Genomic DNA, 14,074 nt, shown 5'->3' on the forward strand with positions numbered 1-14,074 from the left:
CCGGCAGGACGGATGCGTGGTAGCGCCCTGATGATCGCCCTGTTTGTGATCGTGGTGATGGCGCTGCTGGCGGCCGCCATGGGCCGTTTTCTGGTCGACAGTAGCGAGAAAAATACCGTGGAGGTACGCAGTGTGCGTGCTCTGCTGGCCGCCCAGAGCGGGCTGGAGATTGCTCTGTATCAGCTGTTTCCGAACCGGCCTGCTGCGCCATCTCCCCAGGATCGTTGTGACTGGATCAGCCCGACCCCCTCGTTCACCGGCGTTACCGGTCTGGTGCAGTGCCAAGTTGCTGTGCGTTGCACTCAGGTTCCGGTGACCTATAACGGTGCCGTGACTAATGGCTATCGTCTCGAGAGTGTCGGAACCTGTGGTTCCTCTGAACTGGATAGTGCGAGTCCCGATTTTGCCGTGAGCAGAACTCTGATGCTTGAAGCGTATGACGGAGGCGGACAATGAAATGGGTATGGGCGCTTGCCCTCTTTACTGGCCATGTCTGGGCCTTCGACCCTATCGACACAGGCACGCTCTTTCCGGATGTGGTGCAAGGGCATCATGGCAACAACAATAACGTTTGCCATCAGATTAGCGGCTACCAGCTTAGCCAACTCAACAACGCCAAGATCAACGGTTCCGGCGGTTTGCCTCTCAACTTCTGCTCCATCCAGCCGGATCAGAACAATACGCCGCGCTGCGATGATGGTACTGGCGGCTACATGGTTTGTAGCGTTACTGGCAAAGATATCCGCGGGCTGTCCCTGAGCGGGAATAATGCTTTTCCCGCCATCACCTCCAATTCGACCCAGCTCTGTTCGTTCGGTTCGCAAACGGCTTCCAGTACCTCTTATGGTGCGATGACGGTAGAAAACTGCACTATGACGTTCCCCAGCCGCAGCACCTACCTGATCAAGACGCTGACAGTGCGCAACAACGCGATCCTGGTGCTGGGGGAGGGGGATTACTTCATCGACAAGCTGATTCTGGACAGCGGTACCATCCGTCTCTCAGGCAGTGGCACCACCCGGATTTTCGTCAATCAGGATGTCAAGCTGGTCAATACGGCCAATATCAATGCCAATAATCAGGGCAGTCTCATCTGGGTTAACTATAACGACATGGTGATCGACAACCGCACCACGTTTTATGGTTATCTCTATGCCGATGGGAAGCTCACCATGAACAATAATGCCACCGTCTATGGCAGGGTGACGGCCCGCTATCTGGCCATGGATGCCCAGTCCAGCATCAATGAAGCGGTACTTCCGCCGATGCTGACCTGTTTTGTCGACGGTTTCGAAAGCAGCCAGATCAACCCCGACAGTTGGGTCGTGGCTCAGCGCAACAACAGCACATTGCCATCGGTGCAGAATGGTCGCCTGCGTCTCACCCAGAACGTCACCAACCAGGCCACGTCAGCCACATTCCAGCGTCTCTTCCCTGGAGCCGGCAACCTGGTGACAGTCGAGTTCGATCAGTATGCCTACAAAACTTTTGGCTCTAGCGGGGCGGATGGCATGGCGGTGGTGCTCTCGGATGCCACCCTGACGCCACAACCTGGTGCATTTGGTGGCCCCCTGGGATACGGTTTCAAGACAGGAATCAGCGGCTTTGCGGGCGGTTGGCTTGGTGTCGGGATCGACGAATACGGCAACTACGCCAATGAGGGGGGGTCTTATAATATCGGCTCCCGACCGCAGGCCGTCTCTATTCGCGGATCCGGCTCCGGTACCTCCGGTTACCGCTACCTGGCCGGAACCGCCAGCAATCTCAACCCGACCGTCGACAGCGGTACCAACAGCAATCGCCCCCACCGCTATCGCATTACGGTCGACTCTCGCACGGCGGGCAACTCGGTGGCCACCGTCGAACGGGATAGCGGTGACGGGTTTCGTACGCTCGTTGGTCCAATCAACATGACGAGCCAGACCGGCCAAGCGACAGTACCGGGCAACTTCCTGCTGTCATTGACTGGGTCCACCGGGTCGGTGACCAACTTCCACGAGATCGATAACGTGCGGATCTGTGCGCTGCGTTCCAGTCCAGTGGGCACCCAGATCGATCATTTCGAATTCGATCACAGCGGCAATGCGCTGACCTGCAACCCTGAAACCCTGACCATTCGGGCCTGTGCCAATGCCGACTGCAGCCTGTTGGTGACCGAACCCGTGACTGCCACCCTGCAACCCGCAACGAGTAGCAGCGGTGGTTGGGTGGGAGGCAATCAAGTGAGCTTCAGCGGAGGAACCACCACGCTGGCGCTGCGACAGAATACCGCCGGTACGGTGACCGTCGGGGTCAGCGGCTCGACGCCCTCGACCAAACCGTTGAGTACCACCCTGTGCCGGGTTGGCGGTGGCGCCAAGAGTGCGGCTGCCTGTACGCTCACCTTTGCCGACAGCGGATTTATCTTCGACGTGCCCGACACCTACTCGAACCAGCCGCAGACGGTGACCATCAAGGCGGTCAAAAAGAGCGATGTGACCAAGCAGTGTGTGCCGGGGTTTGCCAGCCAGAGCAAGAGCGTCAAGTTCTGGAGCAGCTATATCACCCCCACCAGTAACCCCTATAACAGCCAGATGAGCGTCAACAGCAGTACGATTGGTGCCAGTCAGGGGGCTGCAACGCCGCTCTCCCTCGTATTCGATGCGCAGGGGCAGTCGAGCATAACGGTTAAGTACCCGGATGCGGGCAAGGTGCAACTGGATGCTCGTTATGATGGTACTGGCAGTGAAGCCGGTCTGGTGATGCTAGGCGCGGATCAGTTTGTGGCTCGCCCGGTCGGTCTGTGCATCACGCCCCCGCAAGGGGTCTGCGCGGCAGGTGACAGCAGCTGTCCGGTATTCAAAAAAGCGGGGGAAACGTTCCAGGTAGATATCAAGGCGATGGCCTGGGAATCCGCCAATGATGGGGATATCTGCGTAGGGAATCAGACTACGCCCAACTTTGCCCTGCCCAATATTGCTCTGGGCAGTACGCTGGTGGCACCCAATCCGGGCACTAATGCAACGCTGGGTACTACCACCTATAACCATGTTGCTGCGGCCAACAGTATCAATAGCGTTAGCCAGACTGTGAGCGAGGTGGGAGTATTCCGGATGACGGCGACGCCGCCAGTCAATGGCTACTTCAATTACACCATCCCATCAACCCAGAGCCAGCCGGTGGGGCGTTTTATTCCTGCCGACTTCAATCTGGTGAGCGGCGACATAGTGCCAGCCTGCAATGCGTTCTCCTATATGGGGCAGCCCTTTGGCGTCATGCTGGATGTGCTGGCTCGTAATACGATGGGCGTACAGACCCGAAACTATACGGGGCCCTTTGCCAAGGGCGAAGCCTATCTCTCGGTTGCCAATGATAAGGATGGTAAATCCCTGTCGAGCCGCTTGCGCAGTCTGCAGCCGCTGCCATGGCTCGATGGCCGTGCGGCCTTGACTACCGGTAGCAGCGAGTTTGTGCGCCTCTCTGGCACGCAACCGGATGGTCCCTACAACTCTTTGTTGTTTGGTCTGTATATGAGGGATAACGATGGCGACAGAACGCTGATTGCCAGCCCGAATTTCAATGATGCCGTGGTAGGTAACTGCAGTGGCAGCGGCTGTAATGCCCGTCAGATAGACAGTGTGCCTATGAAAGCCTATTTTGGCCGCCTGCAGGCGGGCACGGCGGCGGGTCTGGCCTCGGCACCGCTGGCCATTCCACTGCAGATGCAATATTACGAAGGGGGCAACTGGCTGCAAAACAAGGAAGATCAATGTACCCAGTTCTCTTTGGCCAATCAGGGGTTCACTTTCCTCAATCCGAGTCACACCTTTGATGCGGCGACTCGCGAGCTGAATCTGGGGGCAGGTCGCAAGATCAAGCTGGGATTGGGCAGTTCGGCACCGGGTGGGGATGCTGCACTGGCGAAAGACGGGGAGATCCTGTTCCACTTTGCCAAGCCGGACATCTCGGTGCGCATCCCCTACAAGGTCGAATTGGCAAAACAGCCATCATCGCCACTCTGGTTGTCTGACCCAACGAGTGCCAATGACGGCAACCTGCAAGGTGAGGCCATTTTCGGCTCCAGCCGGGGTAATGACAGAATTATTTATCGGCGCGAAGTATTGCAGTAATTGATGTGTAAGGGGGGTTGGCTCAACAGCATCCCCCTAAATCCTTGTTTATTAGTGTTTGCAAGCGTGTGCGAGTGAGTGATGACTCGCATTTTTGTCGCGCCTGATTGATTGGCGACAGTTTGAGCGCTTGCCCATTGGGGTGGGCATTGGTAAAGTTAGCCGGTTTTCTGCACCTCCAAATTCTTAGGATTTCCCGTAGCCATGTTCAAAAAGCTCAGAGGCGTCTTTTCCAACGATCTGTCGATCGATTTGGGAACTGCCAACACCCTGATCTATGTAAAAGATCAAGGGATCGTCCTTAACGAACCCTCAGTTGTCGCCATTCGCCAAGAGCGCGGGAACGCCAAATCGGTCGCTGCTGTCGGTCATGCCGCCAAGCAGATGCTGGGCCGTACCCCGGGCAACATCTCCGCGATCCGCCCGATGAAAGACGGCGTGATTGCCGATTTTTACGTGACCGAGAAGATGCTGCAGCACTTCATCAAGCAGGTTCACGACAACAACTATTTCCGCCCCAGCCCGCGTGTGCTGGTGTGTGTACCGTGTGGCTCCACTCAGGTTGAGCGTCGTGCCATCAAGGAGTCCGCTCTGGGTGCAGGTGCCCGCGAGGTTTACCTGATCGATGAGCCTATGGCTGCTGCCATCGGTGCCGGCCTGCCGGTGTCCGAAGCAACCGGTTCCATGGTGGTTGATATCGGTGGTGGTACTACCGAAGTAGCCATCATCTCCCTGAACGGTGTGGTCTACTCCCAGTCCGTCCGTATCGGTGGCGACAAGTTTGACGAAGCCATCATCAGCTACGTCCGTCGCAACTACGGCAGCCTGATCGGTGAAGCCACTGCCGAGCGCATCAAGCACGAGATCGGCTCCGCCTATCCGGGCGAAGAGGTGCGCGAGATTGAAGTCCGTGGTCGCAACCTGGCTGAAGGTGTACCGCGCAGCTTCACCCTCAACTCCAACGAAATCCTGGAAGCGCTGCAAGAGCCGCTGTCCGGTATCGTGGCCGCCGTTATGGTGGCTCTGGAGCAGTCCCCGCCGGAACTGGCTTCCGACATCTCCGAGCGCGGCATGGTGCTGACCGGTGGTGGCGCTCTGCTGAAAGATATCGACCGTCTGCTGATGGAAGAGACTGGCATTCCTGTCGTCGTGGCCGAAGATCCCCTCACCTGTGTGGCCCGTGGCGGCGGCAAGGCGCTGGAGCTGATCGATATGCACGGTGGCGATCTGTTCCACTACGAATAAGACCCAAAGCCGGCCAGCGTGCCGGCTCTTTTTTGACGACCCATGAAACCCATTTTTGGTAGAGGCCCTTCGCTTCAGTTACGGTTGTTTCTCGCCGTCATCATCTCCATTGCTGCCATCGTCGCGGACTCCCGCTTCGGTGTGTTTACCCATGTCCGCGTCTACCTCAGTTCGTTAGTCAGTCCCCTGCAATACATGGCCAATGCGCCCGGTACTCTGCTCGACACCATGTCGACTCAGGTGCAGACCCGTGCCGATCTCATCGAGCAGACCAAGCAGCAGGAGCAACAGCTGTTTACCCTGCGCTCTCGCCTGCTCAAGATGGATCATCTGGAGCACGAGAACCAGCGTCTGCGCGAGCTGCTCGGTTCACCGGTGCACAAAGAGTCCCGCAAGATGGTGGCCGAGCTGCTGTCGGTGGATTCCGACCCCTTCAGCCATCAGGTGCTGATCAACAAGGGGGCGCTGGATGGCGTCTATAACGGTCAGGCGGTGATCAACGATCAGGGTGTGATTGGTCAGGTGCTCCACGTGGGCTCCACCACCAGTCGCGTGCTGCTGATAACCGACTCCAGCCACGGTATTCCGGTGCGGGTGCTGCGCAACGACTTGCGCGCCATCGCCTCCGGCAGTGGTGAGCTCGACAAGTTGGAGCTGCGCAACCTGCCGCGCAACACCGATATTCAGGTGGGGGATCTGCTGGTCACCTCGGGTCTGGGTGGCCGTTTCCCTGAAGGTTATCCGGTGGCGACCGTGACCCGCTCTGAATATGTGGAGGGCAAGCCCTTCGCCCAGGTCGAGGCCAAGCCGCTGGTCGAGCTGGACAGGCTGCGCTATCTGCTGCTGCTGTGGACCGACAAGAAACCCGAAGTACACGATGATGAGAATGGCGAACGGGTGGCAACGGCTGCCTCCGCCGCAGGAGCCACTCGCTGATGCTGCAACCCGCCAGCGGCAGGATCTGGATCTGGATTTCGATCCTGCTGGCTTTGAGCCTGTCGATCCTGCCGCTTCCTTTCGAATTTGATCCATTTCGTCCGGACTGGCTGGCCATGGTGCTCATTTACTGGGCACTGGCGTTGCCGCACCGGACCAACGTCGGCACCGCCTGGGTGGCCGGCCTGCTGCTGGATGTGCTGCTTGGCAGCACCCTCGGCGTGCGGGCCATGGCGATGGCCATCACCACCTATCTGGCAGCATTCCAGTTCCAGAAGATCCGCAACTTCTCCCTCTGGCAGCAGGCCCTGATCATCGGTGGGCTGTCGCTGGTAGGCAAGCTGACGGTGTTCTGGGCCGAACACCTGTTTAGCCGGGCCAGCCTCAACTTCGCCTACTTTTGGTCGACGTTGACGACGATGCTAATATGGCCCTGGGTGTTTCTGGTGTTGCGCAAAGTGCGGCGCCGCTTCAATATCAGGTAAATATGAGCAAAAACAACGAACTGCAACTCTATCTTGCATCGGGTTCCCCCCGTCGTCGCGAACTGCTGACCCAGCTTGGCTATCGTTTTGATGTGCTGAAACTGGATGTGCCGGAGCAACGGGAAGAGGGGGAGAAACCGCAGGATTATGTCTGCCGTCTCGCTCGCGACAAGGCGATGGCGGGTGTGGCGTGTGCGCCGACGGCGTTGCCGGTGTTGGGTGCCGACACCATAGTGGTGCTGGGGGATCGGGTGCTGGAGAAACCGTCCGATCTGCTCGATGCCAAGGATATGCTGGAGGCACTCTCCGGCAAGGTACATCAGGTGATGACCGCGGTGGCGCTGGCCACCCCCGAGCGCTGCGATGTGCGACTGGTCACCACCAACGTGGCGTTTCGCAAGCTGGACGAGGCCGAGATTGAGGCCTACTGGCAAACCGGAGAGCCCTGTGACAAGGCCGGGGCCTACGGCATTCAGGGGATTGCCGGCAAGTTTGTCAGCCGCATCGAAGGCAGCTATAGCGCCGTGGTCGGCCTGCCGCTGCTGGAGACGGATCTATTGATCAAGCAGCATCTGGAACAACACAAGTAATTTTCCGTCAGCTGTGCTCTGCTGCGTTCTTCCTTGCGCGCGTTGTACCGGATTGGCTGTATAAGAATTCAAAACTGGAACAGGCAAGGTTAGTTATGTCGGTAGAACTGCTGGTTAACGTTACCCCCTCCGAAACCCGGGTCGCTCTGGTCGAAAACGGTCTGCTGCAGGAAGTGCATGTAGAGCGTCAGGCCAAACGCGGCATTGTCGGCAACATCTACAAAGGCAAGATCAGCCGGGTGCTCCCGGGCATGCAGGCGGCTTTCGTCGATATCGGTATGGACAAGGCGGCCTTTTTACACGCCTCCGATATTGTGCCCCATACCGAGTGTGTGGCGGTGAAGGAGAAGGAGCAGTTCCAGGTCGGCAATATCGCCGAGCTGGTGCGTCAGGGGCAGGACATCATGGTGCAGGTGGTGAAAGACCCGCTGGGTACCAAGGGTGCCCGTCTCACTACCGATATCACCTTGCCTTCCCGCTATCTGGTCTTTATGCCGGGCAGCGCTCACGTCGGTGTCTCCCAGCGAATCGAGTCCGAAGCGGAGCGGGAACGCCTCAAGCGCACCGTGGCCGGTTATGTGGATGAGCTGGGTGGCTACATCATCCGTACCGCCGCCGAAGGGGTGGGGGAGCAGGAGCTGGAGCAGGATGCCGCCTTCCTGAAGCGGCTGTGGCGCAAGATCCTCGAGCGCAAGCAGAAGTATCTCCCCTGCAAGATCCTCTACGAGGATCCCAGTCTGGCCTTTCGGGTGGTGCGCGACTTCGTCGGTGCCGAGCTCGACAAGATCCGCGTTGATTCCCGCCAGAGCTTCGATCAGCTCAAGCGCTTCACCGAAGAGTACGTGCCTGAGCTGGCCAGCAAGCTGGAGTACTACCCCGGCGAGTCGCCCATCTTCGATCTCTACGACGTGGAGAACGAGATCCAGCGGGCGCTGGAGCGCAAGGTGGAGCTGAAATCCGGCGGCTACCTCATCATCGACCAGACCGAAGCCATGACCACGGTGGATATCAACACCGGCGCCTTTGTCGGCCATCGCAATCTGGAAGAGACCATCTTCAACACCAACGTCGAGGCGACGGCGGCCATCGCCCGCCATCTGCGCCTGCGCAACCTCGGTGGCATCATCATCATCGACTTCATCGATATGCAGTCCGAGGATCACCGCCGTCGGGTGCTGCACAGCCTGGAGCAGGCGCTGTCAAAGGATCGTGCCAAGACCAACGTCAACGGCTTCTCCCAGCTCGGTCTGGTGGAGATGACCCGCAAGCGCACCCGCGAGAGTCTGGAGCATGTGCTCTGCTCCGAGTGCCCCGAGTGCAAAGGGCGCGGCCGGGTCAAGACGGTGGAGTCGGTCTGCTTCGAGATCCTGCGAGAGATCATTCGGGTCAATCGTGCCTACGATGCGGATCAGTTTACCGTCTATGCGGCACCGGCCGTGGCCGACTACCTCCATGGCGAGGAGTCCCACAGTCTGGCGGAGCTGGAAGTGTTTATCGGCAAACAGGTGCGGGTAGTGAGCGAACCCCTCTGTGGTCAGGAGCAGTTCGACGTGGTGATGATGTAATTGGTCTATCGCTGGCTGAGTCGGGGCTGGTTGGCCCTGGGGGTCCTGTTCGTACTGATGGCCATGCTGGTCACCCTGGTACGGGTTGGTGGCCCTTTGCTGAATCAATACCGGGAGAGTCTGATCCACACTCTGCTGGGTGATTCACAACTCAAGGTCAGCGTGGAGCAAGTGGGGCTGGACTGGACACAGTCCGGGCCCGCGCTCGAACTACAGCAACTCGCCATCGCCCCGGATTCGGGGCGTTTTACCGTACAGCTCGGCAAAGCCTGGGTGCACCTCGACTTCTGGCGCACCATTAACGAGCTCAAGCCGGTGTTTGGCGAGCTGATCCTGAGCGATGGCGATATCACCATCGACTTGCGCCAACCGGCTGACGACAGCCCCTCCGGCGATCCCCAGCAGGGCGCCCTGCTGCGCTTTCTGCTGACCCAGCTATCTACCTTCGATGTGCACAACACCCGCCTCAGCGTCACCACCTCCCTCGGTGATCTGCGTGCTCTCGATATCGCCCAGCTGCGCTGGCAGAACCGTGGCAAGCGCCATCAGGGGGTTGGCAAGGCTTACCTCATCAACGGGGTGGGTGAGAGCACCCTCGATCTGATTCTGGATGTGGACGCCCCGACTGCTCGGCTCGATCGCCTCAAGGGTCAGCTCTATCTGGGGGCCCGCCAGCTCGATATCACCCCGACCCTGGCCAAGATCCATGCGGGCGAACCCAAGGTTGCCGGTCAGCTCGACTTCCAGCTCTGGAGCGAGTTTGACAGTGGCAAGCTGGGCAATACCCTGCTGGCGTTTGGCAACAACTACCTGATCTGGAAGGATCCCAAGAAAGGGGAGATGCACCGCTTCGGTCTCGATGGTGGCAAGATCCAGCTGCGCCGTGACGGCACTGACTGGCAACTGGCCAGCCACAACGTCACCTTCAAGCTGGATGGCAAACCCTGGTTGCAGAGCCGCTTGCAACTGGAACGGATCGGGGATCGGGTGCAGGGCTATCTGCCCAGCATAGAGTTCGACAAGATCACCCAGATCAGTCAGCTGGTCTCGGCGCTCTACCCCACTCTCTGCGAGACCCTGCGCCAGACCAATCCGCAGGGTTCGGTGCAGGATCTGACGCTGCTGGCCAATGCCGACTGGCAGGATCTCTCCCTCAGCGGCCGCTTCAGCAAGGTGCGCCTCAAGGCGTGGCAGGATATACCCGGGATGCAGGATCTCAACGGTGAATTCTGGCTCACCCCCAAGGGGGGCAGCGCCAGAGTGGCGCTGGCGAACGACAAGGTGGATCCCGCCCGTCACTTCAAGATGCCGATCCCGGTCGACCACTTCTCGGCCCGCCTCGACTGGTGGCGCGAGGAACAGGGCTGGGTGCTGTACGGGCAGGATATCGCGCTGGATAACCCGGATCTGACCCTGGCCAGCCGTTTCCGCCTCGATCTGTTCGAGCACCCTTTCCTCGCCCTGACCGGTCGCATCGATGTGAAGAATGCGGGCCATGCGGATCGCTACTTCCCGCTGCAGGCGATGGACAAGGGGCTGGTGGATTACCTGAGCGGTGCCATCAAGGGGGGCAAGGCCAAGGGGGCCGACCTGCTCTGGTATGGGGAGTTTCGGGATTTCCCTTATGAGAAAGGTGATGGCATCTTCCAGGTGGCGGTGCCCCTCGAGCAGGCCACCTACGAGTTCTTCCCCGGTTGGCAACCGCTTACCGATCTGCAGATCGATCTCTTGTTCCAGAATGCCGGTCTCGATATGCGCAGCCGCTCCACCCGACTTGGCAAGGCGAGCTCCGACTCGGTGCATGCCTGGATCCCGGATCTCTCCCCCGGCGCCCACCTCTATGTGGATGCCAAGGTGCAGGGGGAGGGCAAGGCCATCAGCGACTACCTGCAGGATTCCCCGCTGGGCAGTTCGGTGGGACAGGCGCTGCGGGAGATCGAGATCCGCGGCCCGATGGCCGGTTCGGTCAAGCTCGATATTCCTCTCGATGGCGAGAGCGAGGTCAAGGCGAGCGGCGATGCCACCTTCAGCAACAACAAGGTGCGGGTCGCCAGTCTGGACCTGCCGCTGGAGAAGGTGCAGGGGCGCCTTGAATATGACAACCAGCAGACCCGTTTCAACAACCTCAAGGCGAGCCTGTGGAACCAGCCGCTGACCCTCGACTATCAGGGGCGCCAGCATCCGGATCACTATCAGGTCGACCTCGATTTCAAGGGGCAGTGGGATAGTCGCCGCCAACCCGCCGCCATCTCTTCATTCGGCATTCTCAACGGCCGCAGTAACTGGGGCGGCAAGCTCGGGTTGACCCTGCCCGACAGCAAGCCGTTCAGCTTCCAGCTGGCGCTCGACTCCAACCTGCAGGGGATGGGGCTGGATCTGCCGCTGCCGCTGGCCAAGAGCAGCGCCAGCCGGCTGCCGCTCAAGGTGATCGCCCGTGGCCGGGATGGCAGCGCCGACATTCGCGCCGTGCTGGGGGCTGATGTGGATATGCAGACTCGGCTGGTCTACGGCGAGGGGGTGCCTTATCTCAGTCGGGTGCGGGTTGATGTGGGCCAACCGGGCGCCCGGGTGCTGCGCGATGCCCCCATGCTGCTCGCCATCAACCAGCAGGAGGCCGATGTCGGTGGCTGGCTGGCCAGACTCAAGCAGTGGTTGCCAGCGCAGAACCAGACTGGCAATGCGGTGGTTGGACCCGCCTTCCTGCCGCAGGAGTGGTGGGTGGATGGACAGCTGGCTCGCGCCTATATCGGCAGTGCCACCCTCAAGGCGGCGCGTTTCACCGTGGGGCCGACCAATCAGGCGACCGAGGTGATGATCGACAGTCCCGACGTGATGGGGGTGATCCGCCTGCCTGCAGTAGCCAATCGTCCGGTGGATGCCAAGTTTGCCCGTATCTACTGGTCCGGCAAGAGTTCGGATCTCAGCCCGGATCCCGATGCCAAGCAGGACAACGCCATCATGGCCTCCATCCCCTGGCTGACATTCAGCTGTGTCGATTGCCGCTTTGGCGCATTGCCGCTCGGTGAAGTGAAAGGCGAGCTGGTGCCCGGCGCCAACAAGGTGACACTCAAGGGGCTGGATGTGCGGCTGGCGGGGAGTCAGCTCACCGGCAGCGTCGACTGGCTGGCCGATGGCAACCGGATGCAGACCCGTGCCCGTGGCAAGCTGACCAGCAACAACAGCGAGCTATTGCTCAAGCGGCTGGGCTACACCTCACCCATCGGCGATGCCCCCGGCTCCCTCGCTTTTGATCTGAACTGGCAGGATGTGCCCTATCGCCCGAGCCTGCCGACTCTGGGGGGAAGTGCCAACTATCAGCTGGAGGGTGGCACCCTGCGGGAGATCAACGACAAGGGGGCACGGCTGCTCTCCCTGCTCAGCCTCGACTCCCTGCTGCGCAAGCTGCGGCTCGATTTTCGCGATGTGTTCGACAAGGGCTTCTACTTCGAATCCATGTCCGCCTCCGCCAAGATCAAGCAGGGGGTGGTGGACAACCGCGACTTCTACATGAAGGGGGCGGCCGGCAACCTGCGCGGCGAGGGGATCGCCGATCTGGTGCGCTGGCGGCTCGACTACGAGCTGAGCTTCTCTCCCAATCTGGGGGGCACCCTGCCGGTGGTGGCGGCTTTCTCCATCACGCCGGTCACGGGTCTCTATGTGCTGGCCCTCTCCAAACTGCTGGAGCCGGTGGTGGATGTGGTGACCCGCATCGATTTTCGCATCTCGGGCCCGCTCGACGCACCCAAGCTGATCGAGGCGGGGCGCGATCGCGCGCGCATCAAGCTCAACCAGCAGCAGAAAGAGGCGGTAGATGCCGTTGCCCCCAGCCTGCCGACCCAAGAGGTGACCCCTTTCCTGCTGAGCCCCAAACACGCAGGGCCCGCTCAGCGCTGAACGAGCGGCCCGGCACCATCACAAGGAGTGAGCCATGATCCGACATATCCTGCTGATCGCCTTCAAGCCGGACACCCAGCCTGCCCGGGTAGATGCGGTGCGTACCGCCTTTCTCGCCATTCCCCATCAGGTCAGCGGCGTGACCGCCGTGGAGTGGGGGGAGAATGACAGCCCGGAGGGGAGGGATGATGGCTTTACCCACAGCGTGCTGATGACCTTCGCCGACGAAGCAGCCCGCCAGCGCTATCTGCCCCATCCGGATCACGATGCCCTCAAGGCCATCTTCCGCCCGGTGCTGGCGCGCATCATAGTGCTGGATTACACCCTGCAGGCAGGGGATGCTGTCACCGTCTGATGGCCCAAGCGACAAGGAGAACGTCATGTGGTTAGCCGCAATACAGCTGGTATCTGGCCGTCACTGGCAGGATAACCGGGAGCAGATCGCCGCCGAGCTGGCCGCCTTGCCCAAAGAGCGGCCGCTGCTGGTGCTGTTGCCGGAGAACTTTGCCCTGTTTGGCGAACGGCAGGGTTATCTGGATGGGGCCGAGGCAATCGGCTCCGATCCCAGCGCCACTCTGAGCGGAGCAACGCCCATTCAACAACAACTGGCCGAATGGGCCCGCGATTATGGCATCTGGCTGGTGGCCGGGGCTATGCCGACCACCATCGCAGGTTCTGACCATATCCACACCAGCTCGCTGGTGTTTGACCCAAGCGGTGAGCTCAGGGGCTACTACCACAAGATCCACCTGTTCGACGTGGATGTGGCGGATAATCACGGCCGCTATCGGGAGTCGGAGACCTTCAGCCCTGGGGAGGCTCCTGTGTTGGTGGACTCCCCCTTTGGTCCCCTCGGCCTCTCGATCTGTTATGATTTGCGCTTTCCCGAGCTCTACCGCCAGTTGGCCCGAGTTGGAGCTCGTGTGCTGCTGGTGCCTGCCGCCTTTACCGCCGTGACAGGCGAGGCGCACTGGGAGCCGCTGCTGCGGGCTCGCGCCATCGAAAACCAGTGCTACGTAGTCGCGGCCAATCAGGGCGGCACTCACGAAACGGGGCGCCAGACCTGGGGCCACAGCATGGTGATCGACCCCTGGGGCCGGGTGCTGGCCAGCAAAGAGTCCGGGCGCGGCACAGTGCTGGCGAAGATGGAGCCCGGGCTTATCGACGAATTGAAACGCACCATGCCAGTGCTGCAACACGCCCGTTTGCTCTGATGGTGTGGTGAAAAATTGAAACGCAGCCGTTTGCCC

10 protein-coding genes are annotated in these 14,074 nt (G+C 60.3%); all 10 read left to right on the top strand.

The features are described from left to right. Positions 1–30 precede the first annotated feature (30 nt). The gene (locus G5253_RS10990; RefSeq protein ID WP_216954499.1) at positions 31–456 is read left to right on the top strand and encodes an MSHA biogenesis protein MshP; all 426 of its coding nucleotides are present in this window, start codon (positions 31–33) and stop codon (positions 454–456) included. Then, positions 453–4,109 carry a DUF6701 domain-containing protein gene (locus G5253_RS10995; RefSeq protein ID WP_421203312.1) on the top strand — a complete coding sequence of 1,219 codons (3,657 nt, stop codon included), beginning with the start codon at positions 453–455 and terminating at the stop codon, positions 4,107–4,109. The genes G5253_RS10990 and G5253_RS10995 overlap by 4 nt, the downstream gene beginning before the upstream one ends. 204 nt (positions 4,110–4,313) lie before the next feature. Beyond that, positions 4,314–5,354, top strand: a complete 1,041-nt coding sequence (locus G5253_RS11000) for a rod shape-determining protein (protein ID WP_005340051.1) — start codon at positions 4,314–4,316, stop codon at positions 5,352–5,354. A 42-nt stretch (positions 5,355–5,396) separates the two neighbouring features. Beyond that, positions 5,397–6,290 carry a rod shape-determining protein MreC gene (mreC, locus tag G5253_RS11005; protein ID WP_005342907.1) on the top strand — a complete coding sequence of 298 codons (894 nt, stop codon included), beginning with the start codon at positions 5,397–5,399 and terminating at the stop codon, positions 6,288–6,290. Then, the gene (mreD, locus tag G5253_RS11010; protein ID WP_005342908.1) at positions 6,290–6,775 is read left to right on the top strand and encodes a rod shape-determining protein MreD; all 486 of its coding nucleotides are present in this window, start codon (positions 6,290–6,292) and stop codon (positions 6,773–6,775) included. Before mreC ends, mreD begins: the two co-directional genes overlap by 1 nt. Before the next feature lie 2 nt (positions 6,776–6,777). Next, positions 6,778–7,365 carry a Maf family protein gene (locus G5253_RS11015; RefSeq protein WP_266134573.1) on the top strand — a complete coding sequence of 196 codons (588 nt, stop codon included), beginning with the start codon at positions 6,778–6,780 and terminating at the stop codon, positions 7,363–7,365. Positions 7,366–7,460: 95 nt separating this feature from the next. After that, positions 7,461–8,930 carry a ribonuclease G gene (gene rng, locus G5253_RS11020; RefSeq protein ID WP_421203313.1) on the top strand — a complete coding sequence of 490 codons (1,470 nt, stop codon included), beginning with the start codon at positions 7,461–7,463 and terminating at the stop codon, positions 8,928–8,930. After that, complete coding sequence (locus G5253_RS11025; protein WP_421203316.1) at positions 8,931–12,824, top strand: YhdP family protein; 3,894 nt, start codon at positions 8,931–8,933, stop codon at positions 12,822–12,824. 34 nt (positions 12,825–12,858) lie between these two features. Then, a complete protein-coding gene (locus G5253_RS11030) occupies positions 12,859–13,179 on the top strand; it encodes a Dabb family protein (protein WP_042052565.1) in 321 nt (106 codons plus the stop codon). 25 nt (positions 13,180–13,204) lie between these two features. Next, complete coding sequence (locus G5253_RS11035) at positions 13,205–14,038, top strand: carbon-nitrogen hydrolase family protein (protein WP_421172672.1); 834 nt, start codon at positions 13,205–13,207, stop codon at positions 14,036–14,038. The last annotated feature ends 36 nt before the right edge of the window (positions 14,039–14,074 follow it).

Source organism: Aeromonas sp. 602658 (assembly GCF_049173005.1).
GTDB lineage: Bacteria > Pseudomonadota > Gammaproteobacteria > Enterobacterales > Aeromonadaceae > Aeromonas > Aeromonas veronii_A.